Origin of the sequence: Hoeflea sp. AS60 (genome assembly GCF_038900115.1) — a bacterium.
In the GTDB taxonomy this organism is placed as follows: domain Bacteria; phylum Pseudomonadota; class Alphaproteobacteria; order Rhizobiales; family Rhizobiaceae; genus Hoeflea.
In genome coordinates this window covers 1,418,560-1,435,415 of sequence record NZ_JBBMQP010000002.1, presented here as the reverse complement: position 1 = coordinate 1,435,415, position 16,856 = coordinate 1,418,560, and the positions used below count along the sequence as shown (strand labels likewise).

19 protein-coding genes are annotated in these 16,856 nt (G+C 58.8%); 15 read left to right on the top strand and 4 right to left on the bottom strand.

The genetic code is table 11. The annotated features are described in order from the left end of the window. The first annotated feature begins 231 nt into the window (after window positions 1–231). The 10 genes from WNZ14_RS17235 to WNZ14_RS17190 all read left to right on the top strand — a co-directional run bounded on the left by WNZ14_RS17235 (window position 232) and on the right by WNZ14_RS17190 (window position 8,670). Window positions 232–2,622: a putative monovalent cation/H+ antiporter subunit A gene (locus WNZ14_RS17235; protein WP_342869847.1), complete on the top strand. Its 2,391-nt coding sequence runs from the start codon at window positions 232–234 to the stop codon at window positions 2,620–2,622. Next, complete coding sequence (locus WNZ14_RS17230) at window positions 2,622–3,041, top strand: Na(+)/H(+) antiporter subunit B (protein ID WP_342869846.1); 420 nt, start codon at window positions 2,622–2,624, stop codon at window positions 3,039–3,041. Before WNZ14_RS17235 ends, WNZ14_RS17230 begins: the two co-directional genes overlap by 1 nt. Next, entirely contained in the window at window positions 3,041–3,418 is a 378-nt protein-coding gene (locus tag WNZ14_RS17225) for a Na+/H+ antiporter subunit C (protein WP_342869845.1), read from the top strand. The genes WNZ14_RS17230 and WNZ14_RS17225 overlap by 1 nt, the downstream gene beginning before the upstream one ends. A gap of 13 nt (window positions 3,419–3,431) precedes the next feature. After that, window positions 3,432–5,000, top strand: a complete 1,569-nt coding sequence (locus WNZ14_RS17220) for a Na+/H+ antiporter subunit D (protein WP_342869844.1) — start codon at window positions 3,432–3,434, stop codon at window positions 4,998–5,000. After that, window positions 4,997–5,470 (top strand): Na+/H+ antiporter subunit E, encoded by a 474-nt coding sequence (locus WNZ14_RS17215; protein WP_342869843.1) that lies wholly within the window; start codon window positions 4,997–4,999, stop codon window positions 5,468–5,470. Before WNZ14_RS17220 ends, WNZ14_RS17215 begins: the two co-directional genes overlap by 4 nt. Then, on the top strand, window positions 5,467–5,898 hold the full coding sequence (locus WNZ14_RS17210) for a cation:proton antiporter (RefSeq protein WP_342869842.1): 432 nt from the start codon (window positions 5,467–5,469) through the stop codon (window positions 5,896–5,898). The genes WNZ14_RS17215 and WNZ14_RS17210 overlap by 4 nt, the downstream gene beginning before the upstream one ends. Next, entirely contained in the window at window positions 5,891–6,229 is a 339-nt protein-coding gene (mnhG, locus tag WNZ14_RS17205; RefSeq protein ID WP_342869841.1) for a monovalent cation/H(+) antiporter subunit G, read from the top strand. Before WNZ14_RS17210 ends, mnhG begins: the two co-directional genes overlap by 8 nt. 317 nt (window positions 6,230–6,546) lie before the next feature. Beyond that, window positions 6,547–6,969: a MucR family transcriptional regulator gene (locus tag WNZ14_RS17200; protein WP_342869840.1), complete on the top strand. Its 423-nt coding sequence runs from the start codon at window positions 6,547–6,549 to the stop codon at window positions 6,967–6,969. Window positions 6,970–7,406: 437 nt separating this feature from the next. Beyond that, window positions 7,407–7,853: a helix-turn-helix domain-containing protein gene (locus tag WNZ14_RS17195; RefSeq protein ID WP_342869839.1), complete on the top strand. Its 447-nt coding sequence runs from the start codon at window positions 7,407–7,409 to the stop codon at window positions 7,851–7,853. Next, a complete protein-coding gene (locus WNZ14_RS17190; protein WP_342869838.1) occupies window positions 7,840–8,670 on the top strand; it encodes a DUF6456 domain-containing protein in 831 nt (276 codons plus the stop codon). Before WNZ14_RS17195 ends, WNZ14_RS17190 begins: the two co-directional genes overlap by 14 nt. Here WNZ14_RS17190 and WNZ14_RS17185 read toward each other — a convergent pair. Together WNZ14_RS17185 and WNZ14_RS17180 are read right to left on the bottom strand one after the other, a co-directional pair. After that, window positions 8,633–9,061 (bottom strand): SufE family protein, encoded by a 429-nt coding sequence (locus tag WNZ14_RS17185; protein WP_342869837.1) that lies wholly within the window; start codon window positions 9,059–9,061, stop codon window positions 8,633–8,635. The genes WNZ14_RS17190 and WNZ14_RS17185 overlap by 38 nt on opposite strands. 311 nt (window positions 9,062–9,372) lie before the next feature. Further along, a complete protein-coding gene (locus tag WNZ14_RS17180; RefSeq protein ID WP_342869836.1) occupies window positions 9,373–9,696 on the bottom strand; it encodes a DUF5330 domain-containing protein in 324 nt (107 codons plus the stop codon). Window positions 9,697–10,152: 456 nt separating this feature from the next. Here WNZ14_RS17180 and WNZ14_RS17175 point away from each other — a divergent pair, with 456 nt between their 5' ends. Genes WNZ14_RS17175 through WNZ14_RS17165 form a run of 3 tightly spaced genes read left to right on the top strand, consistent with a single transcriptional unit; the run spans window position 10,153 to window position 13,272 of the window. Further along, a complete protein-coding gene (locus WNZ14_RS17175; RefSeq protein WP_342869835.1) occupies window positions 10,153–12,036 on the top strand; it encodes a PAS domain-containing sensor histidine kinase in 1,884 nt (627 codons plus the stop codon). Next, entirely contained in the window at window positions 12,011–12,934 is a 924-nt protein-coding gene (locus WNZ14_RS17170) for a peptidoglycan-binding domain-containing protein (RefSeq protein ID WP_342869834.1), read from the top strand. The genes WNZ14_RS17175 and WNZ14_RS17170 overlap by 26 nt, the downstream gene beginning before the upstream one ends. Beyond that, window positions 12,931–13,272 (top strand): DUF1491 family protein, encoded by a 342-nt coding sequence (locus tag WNZ14_RS17165; RefSeq protein ID WP_342869833.1) that lies wholly within the window; start codon window positions 12,931–12,933, stop codon window positions 13,270–13,272. The genes WNZ14_RS17170 and WNZ14_RS17165 overlap by 4 nt, the downstream gene beginning before the upstream one ends. A gap of 37 nt (window positions 13,273–13,309) precedes the next feature. On the opposite strand, the gene WNZ14_RS17160 is transcribed toward WNZ14_RS17165, so the two are convergent. Both WNZ14_RS17160 and WNZ14_RS17155 read right to left on the bottom strand, forming a co-directional pair. Next, window positions 13,310–13,789 (bottom strand): GNAT family N-acetyltransferase, encoded by a 480-nt coding sequence (locus WNZ14_RS17160; protein ID WP_342869832.1) that lies wholly within the window; start codon window positions 13,787–13,789, stop codon window positions 13,310–13,312. A 76-nt stretch (window positions 13,790–13,865) separates the two neighbouring features. Further along, window positions 13,866–14,801 (bottom strand): helix-turn-helix domain-containing protein, encoded by a 936-nt coding sequence (locus WNZ14_RS17155; protein WP_342869831.1) that lies wholly within the window; start codon window positions 14,799–14,801, stop codon window positions 13,866–13,868. 127 nt (window positions 14,802–14,928) lie between these two features. On the opposite strand from WNZ14_RS17155, the gene WNZ14_RS17150 reads away from it, so the two are divergent. Together WNZ14_RS17150 and WNZ14_RS17145 are read left to right on the top strand one after the other, a co-directional pair. Further along, the gene (locus tag WNZ14_RS17150) at window positions 14,929–15,945 is read left to right on the top strand and encodes a nitronate monooxygenase (RefSeq protein ID WP_342869830.1); all 1,017 of its coding nucleotides are present in this window, start codon (window positions 14,929–14,931) and stop codon (window positions 15,943–15,945) included. Window positions 15,946–15,950: 5 nt separating this feature from the next. Continuing rightward, complete coding sequence (locus WNZ14_RS17145) at window positions 15,951–16,817, top strand: NAD(P)H-binding protein (RefSeq protein WP_342869829.1); 867 nt, start codon at window positions 15,951–15,953, stop codon at window positions 16,815–16,817. Window positions 16,818–16,856 lie beyond the last annotated feature (39 nt).

The window sequence follows — 16,856 nt, the reverse complement described above, 5'->3', positions numbered from 1 at the left end:
TCAACAATACTGACCTAAATTTGAGAATTCTGGTCGCCGACTGCGGGGAGGGGCGTGCTGTCATCAGCGAATCGGTTAGATTGACGCAGTTGGTGCATTCGCAGCGATACAGCATTGCTTTTCCACCAATAATGAAAAGGATTGCCTTGTTCTTGTCCAAGCTGATGACTAAGTGACGGACGCAAGACCACGCCAAGTGGATTTTCAGAGGGCCGTCCCCGGGGATTATTGATGAGCGCCAGCGCGCCTGGAACGACTTTTATTGTCTTGATGCTGCCATTTCTGGCGGCGGTGATTGCCCCGTGGCTGACGCGTCGTCTCGGCCACAATGCTGCCTGGGTTCTGGCCCTGGCGCCGGTGGCGATCTTCATCCATTTTCTTGGCTTTTCGTCCGAGATAGCCGATGGCGGCATCGTTACCGGTGGTTTCCAATGGGTTCCGTCGTTTAATGTGAGCTTTTCCTGGCTGATTGACGGATTGTCGCTGACATTCGTGCTCTTGATTTCGGGCATTGGCGCGCTGATCATGCTCTATTCGGGCGGCTACCTTAAGGGCGACGAGCAGCTTGGCCGTTTCTTCTCGTTCATGCTGCTGTTCATGGGCGCAATGCTGGGCGTCGTCATTTCCGACAGTTTCCTGATGCTGTTTGTCTATTGGGAACTGACCTCGATCACCTCGTTCCTGCTGATTGGTTTCGACCACACCCGCGAGGCCTCGCGCCGCGCCGCCATCCAGGCGCTGGTGGTCACAGGCGGCGGCGGACTGGCACTGCTCGCAGGTCTTCTGGTGATCTGGAACATCACCGGTGTCAGCCAGATCTCGCTGTTGCTGAGCTATGGCGACGAACTCCGCGGCAGCCCGTTCTACCTGCTGGCGCTGCTGCTGGTTCTCGGCGGCGCGTTTTCCAAATCGGCGCAATTCCCGCTGCATTTCTGGTTGCCCAATGCCATGGAAGCGCCGACGCCGGTCTCGGCCTATCTGCATTCGGCCACCATGGTCAAAGCCGGCGTCTATCTCCTGATGCGGCTCAATCCAGTGCTCGGCGACACGGTCTGGTGGGAAACCATCCTGCCGGTGTTTGGCGGCACCACGCTGATTGTCGGCACGCTGCTTGCAATCCGTCAGACCGATCTCAAGCTGATGCTGGCCTATACAACCGTCTCCTCGCTCGGCCTTCTGGTCATGCTGACCGGTTTCGGCTCCGAGCATGCCATTGCTGCGGCAGTGCTCTACCTGGTGGCCCACTCGCTGTTCAAGGGCGGTCTGTTCATGGTCGCAGGTCTGATCGATCACGAGGCGGGAACCCGCGACGTGACCCGGCTTGGCGGCCTGCGCAAGGCGATGCCGATCACCTTCATTGCTGCGATGGCTGCGGCGATCTCGATGGCCGGCCTGCCGCCCTTCATCGGCTTCCTCGCCAAGGAGGAAATCTACTACGCGCTCTGGGCAACAGATCCCTGGTCTCTGGCCTTTGTTGCGGTGGCAATTGTCGGCAATGGCCTGATGTTCGTCATCGGCTTTTCGGTCGCCATCAAGCCGTTCTTTGGTCCCGCGGTCAAAACCCCGAAAGCTGCCCATGAAGGCCCCGTCCTTCTGTGGCTGGGACCGCTGACACTTGGCGCTGCAGCACTTGTCGCAGCGCTGGTCTCTCCCTTGACCCACCGTTTCATCTCGTCACCGATGGCAAGTGCAGTGGCGGGCGAGGCTGAGACTGTGACGATTTCGGTGATCCCGCATATGGGCCCGGCGCTGATCCTGTCGCTGGTCACCATCGTCTTCGGCATCATCGCCTACCGTATGCTCGACCACTTGCGCGCAGGCATGGCTTCGCTGCTGTCCGCCATCGGGTGGGGCCCGGATCGCGGCTTCGACCAGTTCATCACCGGTGCCGTGCGTCTGTCGGTCTGGGTGACCCGGATTGTCCAGCCGGGACGGCTCGATATCTACATGACGGCGACATTCCTGATGATTGCCGTAGCCCTGATCGGGCCGATGGCCTGGTACGGCGAATGGCCTTCGATGCCGGTCTGGCCGGAAGACGCACAGTTCCACGAGCTGGTGGTGATGGCGATCGTGCTGATCGGTCTGCTTGCCGTGATCTATGCCCGCGACAGGCTGACGGCCATCGTCTCGCTCGGCATCCAGGGCTTTGCCGTGGCGCTGATCTTCATGCTGTTTGGTGCGCCCGATCTGTCCTTTACCCAGTTCATGGTCGAAACCCTGGCCGTTGTCATTCTGGCTCTCGTGATGACCCGGCTCAAACTGCACGCTTCCGATCACCGGCCAACCCTGCAGAAGATTGTCGACATGAGTGTGTCGATCGCCTGCGGCGGCGGCTTCATGCTCTATCTGATGGCCGTGACGCAGCAGCCGTTCAACACGGCACTGAGCGACTTCTTCTCGGCCTACTCGAAGGTCGTTGCCCATGGCGCGAACGTCGTCAACGTCATCATCGTTGATTTCCGCGGAACAGATACGTTGGGCGAGATCGCGGTTGTGATGGTCACCGGTCTTGCCATCCTGTCGCTGATCCGCATCCGCTCATCGCGCGTGACAGTGGCGGATAATGACCCGGATCAGAGCCCCGCACCGAGCCCGGTACTGAGCAAGGAGACCAGATAATGCGTACGGTCATCTTTCGCTCGATAGCGCCCTATCTCACCAGCCTGATGGTGCTGTTTTCGATCTTCGTGCTGCTGCGCGGCCACAACGAGCCCGGCGGTGGCTTCATCGGCGGCCTGATCGCGGCCTCTGCGCTGGCGATCTACGGCATTGCCTGCGGCGTCGCCCCGGTCCGAAGGGCGATCTATTTTCATCCGATGGCCATAGCGGCTTTCGGGCTTTTCATGTCGTCGATGGCGGGCGTTCTGTCGATGTTGGCCAGCGTGCCCTACATGTCGGGCCTGTGGATCTATCCGCATCTGTTCGGCGTCGAAGTGGCGCTCTCCAGCGTTCTGGTTTTCGATGTCGGGGTCTATCTCGTGGTTGTCGGCGCCATCAGCTCGATTGCGCTGGCGCTAGAGGAAAGGGACCGCGACTGATGGAACCGATCCTTGCCATTCTGGTTGGTGCGCTTTTCACCGTTGCCATCTACCTGTTCCTGTCCAAGCACGTCATCCGCATCCTGATGGGGGCGGCTATCCTGGGCAATGCGGTCAACCTGTTGATCTTCACCGCCGGGCGCGTCACCCGTGAAGTGCCGCCAATCATTCCCGGCAACGCCGATTCGTTGACGGGTGCAGCCGCCAATCCACTGCCGCAGGCGCTGATCCTGACGGCAATCGTGATCTCGTTCTCGTTCTTTGCCTTTCTGCTGGTGCTGGGTTACCGCGCCTATCAGGAACTTGGGACCGACAGTTCCGATGAAATGCGTGTAGCCGAACCGGTGGGGGATAAAACCCCGCCGACCGGCTACTGAGGGGAGACCGGATATGGCTGGAAAAAGCGAAGGTCTTCAAGATTTCTCTGTTGTCTACACCATGCAGCCGGTGGCTGCCGCCGATTGGCTGATTATCGCGCCTGTGATCTGGTGCATCCTGATCGGCGCACTGCTTTTGATGCTGCGCAAGCGCACCGATCTCCAACACGTGATCGCCATTCCGGCGCTGGTCGTGCTGGTGCTGATGACGCTCGGGTTGCTGGCTCATGTTGTCCAGAGCGGCACGCTCACCATGACCATGGGCCGCTGGCTGCCGCCGTTTGGCATTTCCTTTACCGTCGATCTGCTGGGCGCGTTTTTTGCGGCCACCTCGGCGCTGGTGGCACTCGGTGCCGGCATCTACGGTCGCAGCGATGTCGACGATACCGGCCGCCGATACGGGTTTTATCCATTCCTGCTGCTTATCATGGCCGGTATTCTCGGCGCGTTCCTGACCGGCGACATCTTCAATCTCTATGTCTGGTTCGAAGTGCTGCTGATTTCCTCCTTCGGGCTTCTGGTACTCGGTTCGGAGAAGAAGCAGCTCGACGGCGCGGTCAAATACGCCTTTCTCAACCTGATCGCCACGACCCTGTTCCTGGTCGCAACCGGCTATCTCTATGGCCTCTTCGGCACGCTCAACATGGCCGACATCGCCATCAAGGCGTCAGAGCTGCGCGGCACTGCGCCGCTGATGACGCTGGTCACGCTCTTCCTGCTGGCATTCGCCATGAAAGCCGCCGCGTTCCCGGTCAATTTCTGGCTGCCCGCCTCCTATCACACGCCGCGGCTGGTGGTCTCTGCGCTGTTTGCAGGCCTGCTGACCAAGGTCGGCATCTATGCGCTGCTCCGGATCCTGGGCATGCTGTTTCCGTTCGAGCGTGAGGAATTGTCCTTCCTCATCGCCATCGCAGCAGCGCTGACCATGATCCTGGGTGTCATGGGTGCGCTTGCGCAGAATGACATCCGCCGCTCGCTTGGCTTCCTCGTGATTTCAGGCATCGGTGTGATGCTGGCCGGACTTGCGCTTGGCAGCCCCGCCGGCCTGTCTGGCGCGATCCTCTATGCCGCCCATTCCATGGTGGTGATGACGGCGCTTTACTTCGCGGTCGGCATTGCGGCCCGACTTGGTGGCAGTTTTGAGTTGACCTCGGCGGGTGGGCTCTATGCCAGGAATGCCCTGATCTCGGGGATGACGCTGATGCTGTTCCTGTCTGTGGCGGGTCTGCCCCCGTTCTCCGGCTTCTGGCCCAAGATCATGCTGGTCAAGGCCTCGCTCGACATCGGCGCCTGGTGGCTGGCCGGATCGATCCTGGTGACCGGGCTTCTCACCACCATCACCGTCGGCCGGATCTGGGCCTTGGCCTATTGGCGTCCGGCGGCAAATGAGGGGGCGGATGCGGGCACCTTGAGCCCGCTGCCGATGGGTGCGACAATCTCGCTTGCCGGTCTCGTCGTGATCACTGTCGCCGCCGGTGTCTGGCCCGAGCCCCTGATGGCACTGGCTCAGGATGCCGCACGCGGGCTGATTGATCCCTCTGCCTATGTGCTGTCGGTCTTTCCCCTGGAGGCGTCGCAATGAGCCTGTTTCTGGTCAATGTGCTGCTTGCTCTGGCCTGGTCGGCCGTCACAGGCTCGTTCAGCTTCCTCAATTTTGTGTTCGGCTTCGTTCTGGCGATTTTTGCCCTCTCTCTTATTCGCGAACAGGTGGGCTCGACCGGGTATTTCTCCCGTGCCCGGCGGGTGATTTCCCTTCTGCTTCTGTTTCTCTACGAGCTGGTGCTGTCGGCCTGGAAGGTTACCGTGATGGTGCTGTCGCCGCGCCTCAATCTCAAGCCCGGGATTTTTGCGTATCCGCTCAGGGTCGACCGTGATTTCGAGATCACCATTCTGGCAAATCTCATCACGCTGACGCCTGGAACCCTGTCGGTCGACGTGTCGGATGACCGTCGTATCCTCTACGTGCACGCCATCGATGCGTCAGATCCTGACGGCACCCGGCGCGACATTGCGGAAGGCTTTGAACGCAAGATCATGGAGGCGTTCCGATGATCAGTGTTGCAGACATCTTCGCATCCGCCGTTACCCTTTCACTCGGCATATTGAGCCTGTCGTTCCTGATCACCATTTACCGGATCATCAAGGGCCCGACGCTGCCGGACCGGATTCTTGGTCTGGACATGCTGGTTGCCATCGCCATCGGCTTTATTGCGGTGATCGGCATCAAGACCGGCTACACGCTCTATGTCGACGTGGCCATAGCCCTGGGGCTGGTCGGCTTCCTTGCCACGGTGGCATTTGCCCGGTTCGTTCTCTCGCGTGGCAAGACAGAAGACGACCTCATCACCGAGGCACGCCAGGCGGCATCTGCCTCACGCCGTGAAGCCAGGGAGGCATCAACGACCAGACCCGGATTGAAAGACGGGGCAGGAATGCAGGCTGCGGCCGACAAGATTTCGGGAAGGCAAGACAATGAATGAAGTAGCCACACTGATATCGGCGGCGCTGTTGGTCATTGGTTCTTTTTTTGCACTGGTTGCATCAATTGGTCTGCTTCGCTTGCCGGATGTCTATACCCGCATGCATGCAGCCTCCAAGGCAGGGACCATGGGATCTTGCCTTATGCTCATCGCACTTGCCATTCATGCTACCGATGTCGGTACCATGTCGCGGGCGCTGGCCGGCGTCGTGTTCTTTCTGCTGACAGCACCGGTTTCCACGCATCTTCTGGCGAAAGCTGCCTATGCGGTCGGCTACCGGCTGCATTCTTCTTCGGTCATGGATGACATGGAGCCGAAAGAGCAGGGATAGAGATAAGTAAGTTCAGTTTAGAATTATATCAAATTTATAAATAATATTAATTACGGCAATAAATAATATTTATTGCAACCTATAAATTTAAAAATGTGGCGTTTCGCGTTTGAATTTCACTTTTTTGCCAATTTCGGTCAATTTATGTAAATTTGTATTAATGAGGTGGCCTTCACACAAGAAATAGTACTTGTTTAAAGTATAAAACAATGTACATCCAACGCAGCAGCCTGTCAGGTGGAGCTTGCGTTGTTTGTAACCATCTTGCTTCAGGAGCCAGACAGCTGGTGCATTAGAAAAAAAGTTAGGACCAGACTATGATTGAATCAAACAAAGACAATGGCGCGGACTTGCTCATCGAGCTGACTGCGGAAATTGTCGCTGCTTATGTGAGCAACAACTCTGTTGCTGCAAACGATTTGCCGAATGTGATTTCTCAGGTGCATGCCGCTCTTGGTGGCGCGACAACTCCAGTGGAAGAAGTCGTTGAAAAGCCCAAGCCGGCAGTATCGGTTCGCCGGTCGATCCAGAGTGATTACCTGATCTGCCTGGAAGACGGCCAGAAGTTCAAGTCGCTCAAGCGTCACCTGATGACCCATTATGGCCTTACACCGGAGCAATACCGTGAGAAGTGGGATCTGCCTGCAGATTACCCCATGGTTGCGCCTTCCTATGCAGAGGCACGTTCGCGTCTCGCAAAGGAAATGGGCCTCGGCCAGAAGCGCAAGCGCGGCAAGTAAGGTCCGGCTGGTCGAGCGGTTCGGTCGTCAACCCTGAACCGGGATCAGCAGGAACCAGAACTGACTTCGCATTGAGCGCAAGCCTGATATGCGAGCACAAGAACCGTAGCCTCCGGGCTGCGGTTTTTTTGTTTTAGCCTGCCAGATGCTTCATCAATGGCAGCTTTCCTGCAGACGGGTATTGGCCGGCTGGAATGCGAGTGAGGAAAAAATTCCTCATATTTCGGTTCAGAAACACCAAAAACAAAGAGAAATCAACGCTAGGCTGTAGGGTAGGGGTGGCTGCATGTCCCCATGATCTGCATATCATGTAAGAAAATATTCCTATAACGGAGATTTTCATCATGTCATACCGACGCAAAGATAAACCAGGTTCCAATCAGCGAAACCTTGCCGCGACGATCCGATCGCAACCGCTCCCGATCGAGGCGGGTTCTTTGAGCGGCTCCCTGCTCGGCAATGACACGGATCTTGCCTTCGCAGCGCTCGCCGGCCCATCGGTTGAGGCCTTCGACAAGGAGCCGCCGGTCGATACAGCAAGGCACATCACGTTTGTTGACGTCTTGCGCTGTCGCGTCACCTGGCGACTGGTGGCGGAGTTGTTCGCGGCAGCCTGTGAACGCGATTTGCCGGAAGGTGCGGCTCGCCGCAGGCCGCGCTGCCACATGCGGCAAATTGCCATGTATCTCAGTCATGTGGTGCTGTCTGTTCCCTATCAGACCATTGCCACCGCCTTCGGGCGCGACCGTACCACTGTCATGCATGCCTGCTCGGTGGTCGAGGACCGGCGCGATGATGCTGGCTATGACCGCTTTGTCGAGCAGTGTGAACGTTGTGTCACGGCTGTTTTCGCACCGCTGGGGCACGACAATGCAGAGCTCTGAGGTCCGACAGTCGCGCAAGGCGCTTGCAAGTCTTGTGGGGTTTCTGGCGCGCGGCCCCGCAACCTGCGAGCCCACCACCGCACCGCTGCAGCCAGGCAAGGTCGAATTGATCCACAGTGACGGAGCAGCACGCAAGGTTGATGCCCTGGTTCTAAAGGCAGCCCTTGAACGCGGTTTGATCGCTGTGGAGAGATCTCGGCTGTCATCATCGCAAACCGCGCCAAGCTACAGAACAACGCCAGAAGGGCGCGCTGCTCTCAAGCGCTGGTTGGCTGATCCCGAAAGCGCCTTTCAGGACCAGCATCGTAGCCTGGTGACGGCTTCTGATCCTGATCACGGCAAACTCCAGGTCAATCTGGATGAATCCCCCCTCGCGTCGCTCGCCCGGATAAAGGGCAGGGCCGGTGAGCTGTTCCTCGAGCCGCTACAGGTGGAAGCGGGTGAAAGGCTGCGGATCGACTTCACCCGTGGGCAAATGCAGCCCTCTCTCGGTCAGAGCTGGGAACCGGTACGGATGGGGCGCCAGTCCGGACAGGCTGGCGGTGCGGCGGAGTTTACGGAAGCGGCCCTGTCTGCGCGAATGCGTGTGGATGCGGCATTGGCGGAGGTCGGGCCGGAACTGTCCGGCGTCTTGCTCGATGTGTGCTGTTTTCTCAAAGGTCTGGCCGAGGTCGAGCGCGAACGACAATGGCCGGCCCGTTCAGCCAAATTGATGCTCAGAACCGCGCTGTCCGCTCTCGCAAGGCATTACGCAGCGCCACGGCGAAAGTTCAGAGAAGCTAGCCGTCCGTCCGCGCGGCCGCAGCATGCGCCTTGATGCGCATGACCATGGATCTCAGTCCGTTGGCCCGTTGCGCCGAAAGGTGTTCACCCAGGCCCAGCTGTGACATCAGCGCTGTTTCGTCGAGACTTTCGACCGCTGACGCCTTCTCTCCGGACGTGGCCGCCAGCACGATGGCAACAAGGCCGCGCACGATATGGGCGTCGGAATCGCCGCGGAAGACCATCACCGGATCGCCGGGATCTCCAGGGTTGGTTTCAGCCACAAGCCAGACCTGGCTGGCGCAACCTTTGACCTTGTTCTCGTCGATCTGTTCTGACTGCGGCATTGCGGGGAGCGCCTTGCCGATTTCGATGACGTAGCGGTACCGGTCTTCCCAGTCCTCGAGATACTCAAAATCGTCAATGATGGTTTGCAGCGTAGACATCTCTGGTTCCTGTAATTTGACAGTCATATAGGCCGGTTTGCCCAATTATGCACCCCGTGCTGGTGCAATTCATCTGTCCTTTGGAAGGTCGAGTTGCTTGCTGCGCGCGCCACGGTGAAAGTTCGATCCGGGGAGGGGCTGGCATCTGGCAGCCGGTGCCTGGCGCTGAAAAAGAAAACGCCGCCGGGAGGAAGGGCTGTTCCCGGCGGCGGCGCGTCAGACGCGACTTGAGTTGGCAGTGGTTAGCATCATCTAACATACGGGCAGGCAAACTTGCCGATTGCTCCGCAGAGGAGCAGGCGGCGAGATAACTAGTTGGTCACAGGCAGTGAGCCTGTCACCAGGTCGGGTTCGGCGTCAGTGAATTTGGTATCGAGAAACTGGTAGGCAATTCGCGCACCTTCCTTGGCGCGCATCCCAAGCGCGGCAAAGGTCTCGCTGCCGGTTTCGCAGATTTCCGGCTTGCGAACGCATATTTGTCTGATGTCGTCGAACGCCTCAACGGCAGCGGCCATGCTCTGGCCGACTTCAAGCGGTGGTGCGCCATCCAGCGCTTCCCGCGAATCGGAATCGAGTAATGGCAAGGTGATCAGCACAAGTGAAAACCAGAAACTTCCCTTGATTAGAAACCACATGGGTTAGCCCTTCCTGTTGCCCGCCATCTTTGGACGGAGATGCTCGGGTTTTTCCGAACTTGACGATGATCATGATGCAAATTCTTCAAGGCAGATTTGAAGCTGGCAATACGATTTGAGCCAAATTTGTCGAAAATTTTAGGCAATTGCCCAGACGGGCTCATCGGCTCCTGTAATGCGGTGTTCTCGTCCGCATCCGGCACGGCCTGTTTCAGGCTGCAACGCTTCAAGCGATCGTTTTCAGCGGCTTTGAGCTTGAAGACGGGGCATTGGGCGGCACCCAGATCCCGGAAAGCAACAATTAACCATAATCGCCAAAGCCGCTCCTGTACGGCTGATCGCCCGCCAAATCGACGGGTTTTGGAAGATCTGGGTTGTCTGGCTTATCCTTTCCTTAAGTCGACGATGACAATGTTGCCCCAACAACAAACAACTGCGGCGTGTATGGATTCGGCAGTGACAAAATTGGACAACCTCATCGACAGAATGAAGCTTGCTGGACGGCAAACCGCCGAATCCTGGCTGGGTTCGGCCGCGCGTGATGCCGAGGCTCACGAAAGCCAGGTGCGTGCGATGACGCGCTGCCTCTCAAGCATCATCCTTGCCCCGATGATCGCGGCTCCAGTTCTGCTGATGGCATTCTCCTGGCCCCATGCTGTTGCCGGCGCACTTGCCGCCGCTGCAATGCCGATTGCTGTGGCTGGCATGCTTGCCGCCACAGGGTCTGAGCGGATCGCCGGCAACTCCGCTCTCTTGGCGGTCAGTGCTGCTCTTGCCGCGCTTGCCGTTTCAAGCGGCGGTCTGACATCTCCCTTTCTGCCCCTTCTTGCCTTGCTGCCGCTGGAAGCTGCAATGCAGTCCAGGCGGTTGTCGGGGCTCGCTCATGGACTGCTGGCAGCTCTAACGGCGGTGCTGGCCATTGCGGCAGTCGACGCTGGCGGCCACTCCGCAACCATTCCTGACGGCGCGCTTGCAGCTGCAGCGATTGCATTTGCCCTTTACGCGCTGGTCCGCGGTCTTGCCTTCGGCATGGAGCGGTCGAGACCGGCTGCGGTCATTGTCGTCGCTGAAACTGACCGTCCGGTCGAAATCCGCACTTCCGATATCCTCGACCGTTTGTCGGGCCTGGTGACGCTGCACAATGCACATGGCGACGTTCTGCGCGTTTCAGGGGCTGATAAAGCCGATTTCACCCGGTTAATTGGCGACTTTTCCGGCAAGGGATTTGTCAATCGCATCCACGTTGCAGACCGCATAGCCTTCCTCGATGCCGTTGACAGTCTTCGCCGTGGCGAGGCCCGCAGCCAGGTCGAACTTCGTTTCGACTGCCCCGGCGAAGCCTCTCAGTTTGTCCATGTGGCTGTTGAGCTCTCTGCCGAGCGGGACGAGGATGGAAGCTTTGCCGGCGTCATGGCCCAGACCCGCGACATCTCCGCCGAAGTCGCCGACTATTTCCGCACCAACGCGGTTGTCGAGGAAGCCGAAAGCGCCAATGCCTCCAAGACCCGCTTTCTTGCAGCCGTCAGCCATGAATTGCGCACGCCGCTCAACGCCATCATCGGCTTCTCCGACATTCTCGCTCGCGAGATGTTCGGCAAATTCAGCGATGAACGCCAGCGCGAGTATGTCGGACTGATCCACCAGTCGGGGCATCACTTGCTGTCACTGGTCAACACCATGCTCGACATGTCGAAGATCGAAGCGGGCCGCTACGAAGTGTTCGTCGAAGCCTTCCCGATCGGCGATGTCATCGACAGTTGTGACGCGATGTTGCGCCTGCAGGCATCCAACCGCGGCGTGACGCTCACCCGCAGGCTGGCGCGTGGTGAAAGCGAAGTCGTGGCCGACAGGGGCGCGGTGCAGCAGATCCTGATCAATCTGGTCGGCAATGCAATCAAGTTCACCGAGACCGGTGGCGTCGTCAATGTCGACGCCGCCATCCGCGATGGCAGGCTTCAATTGGTTGTCAGCGACACAGGCATTGGCATCCCCGCCGATAAACTCGCCCGCATCGGCGAACCCTTCGTCCAGGCCCAGAACGAGCTCGGTCGCCACTACGAAGGCACAGGTCTCGGTCTGTCGCTGGTCAAGGGGCTCGTGGATCTGCACGGCGGCGAATTCACCATCGAAAGCAGCGAAGGCGAGGGCACCGTGGTGACCATCGAGCTGCCTGCTGACGGCTCTGGCGCCAATCCCGAGCCGGATGACGGCGAAACTGGAGCAGCCGTGGTGTTTCCACCGCTGCTGCCGAAAGCCGCCAGGAAATCGGCCGGAAATCTGGCCAGACTTGATACAAAAACCAGGAATGAAGCCTATGCCGAGACAGCGCGTATCGCCTGACTTGTTTGATGATGAAACCGGAAAGGGCCAGGGTGTTCTGGGAATGCTCGGCTCTCTCGTCTCCGCTCATCCCTCGCTTGCCGGGGGCAGTGTGGCGTTCGCCGTGATTTTCGGTTTTGTCACAACCAACGCTCTGTGGCATCAGCCAGGACAGCATCCCGCGCCGATCCTCAAGACCCGGGATGTGGCGTCCTCGGCTCCTCCGCTCGCTCGCGCCAAGCCTGATGCGCTGACGCCGCTGATCAAGGGCGCGCCGACCCGTACCGTGACGACCTACCGGATTGAACGCAGCGATGATACGCCGACTGCCTCGATCCCGGTCCCCAATGTCGAACCCGCGACTGAAGCGCCTCGGACAATAGCTGAAGCGGCCGCCGCACCTTCTTCCGATCCGGTGCTCGCCAGGATGCAGACGATCCTCGCCGAGATGGGACTGTATTCGGGTGACATTGACGGATTGATGGGTCCGAAATCCGCTGCCGCGATCCGGACCTGGGAAAAGACCAATGGTTACGTCGAGACCGGTGAGGCGAGCACGGCTCTGCTTGCCATCATGGACAAGGGCAGGGTCAAGGCCGCGCCGGTCGAGGTGGCGAGCAGCCAGCCAGCTACACGCCCGACACCCAAACCCCGGCCTGTTCCCGTTGTCGCATCCGACACGCGCGTTGGCGAACCGGTGACCATTCCGGCCGTCATCGCGGAAGGTCCGAGCGAACTGGTGCGGCAGATCCAGTCCGGCCTGTCCAACATCGCCTATGCCGACATCACGGTCGACGGTGTGGCCGGATCACAGACCCGTGCCGCGATCAGTGCATTCGAAAAGCATTACCGGCTCCCGGTCACCGGCGAGCCCAACGAGACCGTGCTGAAGAAACTGCTCGAGATCGGCGCGCTGTGAGGCTCAAAGCCGGTATCTTCGTCTCCGCATTGACCCGCCGCCTGTTTGCAGAAGGCAACATGGCAGTCATTGAAAGACGCGGATCGGAGGAAGCCGGCGCGATTTTCGTCCGCATTCGGCACCGCGATGGAAGCGAAAGCCTGGCCGCTCCTGCACCCCAGACGGCGTTTGAAAGTGACCATACGGGCGGCCGGCTGTTCGAGCTCAGAAAAATCCGCGTTCCCGAGGCCGAAGTTTCCGAAATGATTGCCCGCGAAGCTCGGTTCGACCCCGACATCTGGGTGGTGGAAATCGAAACCGACAGCCCGGAAACCTATCTTCCTTTCGCTGAAGAGTAGGGACCACCGGACCTGATGACCCGGGCAGATCTCGGGTCTAGATCAATGTCTTCTCAAACCGCCAGATCTGAAGTGGAAATACGCCATCGGTGGTGTCGAGTTCGACCGTCCGTGTGCCAGCATTTGTCCAGCCGCATTTTGCATAGAAACGTGCAGCCCTGTCGTTGCCGACAGCGCATTTGAGCCAGACTGATGAATGGCCGGCGCTCCGCAAGCGATCTTCGGCGTCGACCATCAGCGCCTGTGCCAGTCCCAGACCTCTGGCCTTGGGCGAGACATACATCTGATAAAGCTCGTCACCTTCGGTTATGCACAGACCAAGCGGCTCGCCGTCACTGGTTCCGATACGTGTATTTGCACTGTGCTCACGCAACCTCTGGAGAAAACTTTCCGAGGTCCTGAGCTCTACGAGTTCCTTGGGCACGATACTCGCATGTGCATCGTGCCAGCCGTTCTGCCAGATCTGAACCGCCTGAGCGATGTCAGTCTCGTTCAGCTCAATAATCCGAAACATCATAGCGACTTAAATCCTCGTGACTGCGTCGGCTCAATCAGGAGCCAGCCGGTTGGCTTGTTTCCCAAGACACCCCTGATCAGCAGGTCTTGCGCAGCTGGTTTGGCGAACGCCCGAACTTCTGGCGGAAGGCTCTCGAGAAATGGCTTTGGCTCTGGAAGCCGTGTGCGAAGGCGATGTCGCTGATTGGCTCGTCGCGGGATGAGAGGATCCTTTTTTCGCAGGCAAGCAGGCGGGCATCGAGAAGAAATTTTCCAAACGTCATGCCGTCTCTCGCAAACAGCTTGTGCAGGTGACGGGTTGAAATCCGGAAGTGGCTGGCGGTCGCACCGGGTGAAATCTCTGTATCCGAAAGTCTTTGCTGGATGTAGTTTTGAACCATTGCAAGATGCTGATCCGCAACGGTATTTCGCCTCGCATTGGTGAGCCCGAAGGCCAGCATCTGCATCATTCCCGGCAGCACATGCTGCGGTGGCATGCCACCGGTGAGACCGTCGATGGCAGAGAAAAGCGGTGCGGCAAATCCAGATTGCCGTGTCACCGCGCGCCCGACGAAATCGGACACCCGGATGCCGTTTTCCTCCAGAATGGATTTCGGCATATGCAGGCAGACCTGCTCGAAGTTGCGGTCAAATTTCATCGCAAAGGGTTCGGTCGCATCGAGCAGGACAAGTGATCCCGCGTCGATTTTAGCCTCTATTCCGCGCTGGGAAACAGCACTCTGCCCGGCCAGTTGAAAATTGACAAAAACGGCTTCGCAGGCCTGAAGCCGTATGTCCTTTTTCGTCCGCCTGACGACCTGTGCGCCGGCCTTGATCGAGGAAATGCTGGCGTCGTCGGGAAGCTCGAAAAGCTTGATCTGACCGTGGAATGGATCGGTGTCGATGGGCTCTGGAGAGAGCGCGGTGTAGGCTTGGCTGACCGTCTCCTGCCAGTAGCGAAACGGCTTCGCGAAGCCTGTTGTCGACCAGACTTTCGGGGGCAAATTTGTCTGCTGTGGGTGCTCAAGATGCATTCGCATTCTCTCCAGACTGCGCACAGATAAGGTCAAAGTGCACTCTGGATCAAGTGCCGGTCTTGCCATGATCGAGGCGATGCCGTTCGCTGGGACCAACGAAAAATCAAATTTCGAGGGAACCACAATGACAACGATCAGCACCAGACTTACCCAAAAATACGGCCTCTCAGTCCCCATCGTACAGGCCGGAATGGCTTTTGCCGGCATGACGCCGCCTTTGGGAATTGCGGTGAGCGAAGCGGGTGGAATGGGCTCGATCGCAGGCGTCGGCATCATCCCGCCGGAGGGCGTTCAGATGCTCGTTGGCGGCATGAATGACGGAACGAAGCGCGCCTATCATGTCAACTTCATCACCATTTTCACCTCCCAGGCGCATATCGACCTGATGTGCGAAATGAAGCCAAAAGCGGTTTCGTTTCACTGGGGGCATCCGCAGAAAGCCTGGATCGACCAGATGCATGCCGCCGGCATCGATGTCTGGGAACAGGTGGGTTCGGTGGCCGATGCCGTGACCGCTGTGGCTGACGGCATTGATCTGGTGATCGCCCAGGGCACGGAAGCTGGTGGCCACAATTATGGCACCGCCGGCACCATCGCCCTGACACCAGCCATTGTGGATGCTGTGGGTGACAAGGCGCTTGTGCTGGCCGCAGGCGGCATTGTCGATGGTCGCGGACTGGCCGCAGCGCTGATGCTTGGAGCCGATGGCGCCTGGATCGGAACGCGCTTTGTCGCAACCAAGGAGGCCTCGGTTGCCGACGAATACAAGCAGCGCATCGTTGATGCCGATACGACCGGCACCGCACTCACCCACATTTTCGGCCGCGAGCACCCGATCTTCAATCCGATCCGGGTACTGCGCACACCGCTGGTGACGGAATGGAGCGACAAGCTGGACGAGATTGCTGTCGGTCCTGAGCATCACCCCCAAGTTGGCGAAATGAATCTTCTGGGGCAGCAGGTTCCGCTGCATCGTTTCACCAACATGGTCCCGATGCAGGGTGCAACAGGTGCGTTTGACGAACTGCCGATGCTGGCTGGCGAGGGGCTCGGCCTGATCAAGGATCTGCCATCGGCTGCAGACATTGTCGAACGTATGGGTGCTGAAGCTAAGCAGCTTCTGTCCAGATACGGGGCCTGACCATCATGGCCCGCATTCTCGTCTTTACGGCCACCGGTCAGGTCGGGTCAGCCCTGTGCGATGAGTTGGTTTCGCAAGGGCATCAGGTTGCAGGTATCACGCGGAATGAAGCTGCTGCCGGTCGGATGATCCAGCGTGGCATCACCCCGATTGTCGGCGATATCCGCAACCTCGATCAGCTCGGCCCGAAACTAGGCGGGTTTGACAGCGTGTTCCTGGCGTCATCCGATGCCCGGGATCAGGACAAGGCGGAGATGGCGCTGATCGAATGCCTTCGCGCAGGTGGTTTGCCGCATATGGTCAAACTTTCCGCCCAATCGGCAGGGCTGAGCCCGCCCGTCAGTTTCGGCATCCAGCACCGCGCTGTGGAGGATGCGCTCAAGCACAGCGGGTTGAGCTACACGATATTGCGGCCGACCTTCTTTCAGCAGTCGTTGCTGTTGATGAGCGGCGATGTGGCGAAAAGCAAGGCGATCACCGCGCCGATGGGCAAGGGCAGGACTGCAATGGTCGATGTCAGGGATATCGCCGCGGTTGCAGCCCGCTGCCTGATTGATGAAGGCCATGCCGGCAAGACCTATACGCTGACCGGACCTGCAGCCCATGGCTTTGCTGACGTCACCGAAAAGCTCACACATCTTCTTGGCGCCAAGGTGAGCTACAGCAGTCCGCCTGCGCCGCTTGCGCGTCTGGTCATGCCGATCCTGACCGGGATGCCGCGCTGGAAAACCAGCCTGCTCGTCGATCTGATGGTGGCAATCAGAAACGGCGCGCAGGAAAAGGTGACCAATGACGTGATGGACGTGACCGGTGATGCACCACGAACCCTGGACGCCTTCTTGAAAGAGCATTTGCCAAGCTTTCAGCCTTAAGTGTCTAGGGATAAAGCCAAGCTGATGGAACCGGATTTT

Excerpts from the sequence above, each read along its gene's own strand:
- WNZ14_RS17235 (WP_342869847.1), top strand. The coding sequence starts at position 232 with ATGAGCGCCAGCGCGCCTGGAACGACTTTTATTGTCTTGATGCTGCCA.
- WNZ14_RS17200 (WP_342869840.1), top strand. The coding sequence starts at position 6,547 with ATGATTGAATCAAACAAAGACAATGGCGCGGACTTGCTCATCGAGCTG.
- WNZ14_RS17190 (WP_342869838.1), top strand. The coding sequence starts at position 7,840 with ATGCAGAGCTCTGAGGTCCGACAGTCGCGCAAGGCGCTTGCAAGTCTT.
- WNZ14_RS17160 (WP_342869832.1), bottom strand. The coding sequence starts at position 13,789 with ATGATGTTTCGGATTATTGAGCTGAACGAGACTGACATCGCTCAGGCG.
- WNZ14_RS17220 (WP_342869844.1), top strand. The coding sequence starts at position 3,432 with ATGGCTGGAAAAAGCGAAGGTCTTCAAGATTTCTCTGTTGTCTACACC.
- WNZ14_RS17170 (WP_342869834.1), top strand. The coding sequence starts at position 12,011 with ATGCCGAGACAGCGCGTATCGCCTGACTTGTTTGATGATGAAACCGGA.
- WNZ14_RS17215 (WP_342869843.1), top strand. The coding sequence starts at position 4,997 with ATGAGCCTGTTTCTGGTCAATGTGCTGCTTGCTCTGGCCTGGTCGGCC.
- WNZ14_RS17210 (WP_342869842.1), top strand. The coding sequence starts at position 5,467 with ATGATCAGTGTTGCAGACATCTTCGCATCCGCCGTTACCCTTTCACTC.
- WNZ14_RS17145 (WP_342869829.1), top strand. The coding sequence starts at position 15,951 with ATGGCCCGCATTCTCGTCTTTACGGCCACCGGTCAGGTCGGGTCAGCC.
- mnhG (WP_342869841.1), top strand. The coding sequence starts at position 5,891 with ATGAATGAAGTAGCCACACTGATATCGGCGGCGCTGTTGGTCATTGGT.
- WNZ14_RS17230 (WP_342869846.1), top strand. The coding sequence starts at position 2,622 with ATGCGTACGGTCATCTTTCGCTCGATAGCGCCCTATCTCACCAGCCTG.
- WNZ14_RS17180 (WP_342869836.1), bottom strand. The coding sequence starts at position 9,696 with ATGTGGTTTCTAATCAAGGGAAGTTTCTGGTTTTCACTTGTGCTGATC.
- WNZ14_RS17150 (WP_342869830.1), top strand. The coding sequence starts at position 14,929 with ATGACAACGATCAGCACCAGACTTACCCAAAAATACGGCCTCTCAGTC.
- WNZ14_RS17225 (WP_342869845.1), top strand. The coding sequence starts at position 3,041 with ATGGAACCGATCCTTGCCATTCTGGTTGGTGCGCTTTTCACCGTTGCC.
- WNZ14_RS17155 (WP_342869831.1), bottom strand. The coding sequence starts at position 14,801 with ATGCATCTTGAGCACCCACAGCAGACAAATTTGCCCCCGAAAGTCTGG.
- WNZ14_RS17185 (WP_342869837.1), bottom strand. The coding sequence starts at position 9,061 with ATGTCTACGCTGCAAACCATCATTGACGATTTTGAGTATCTCGAGGAC.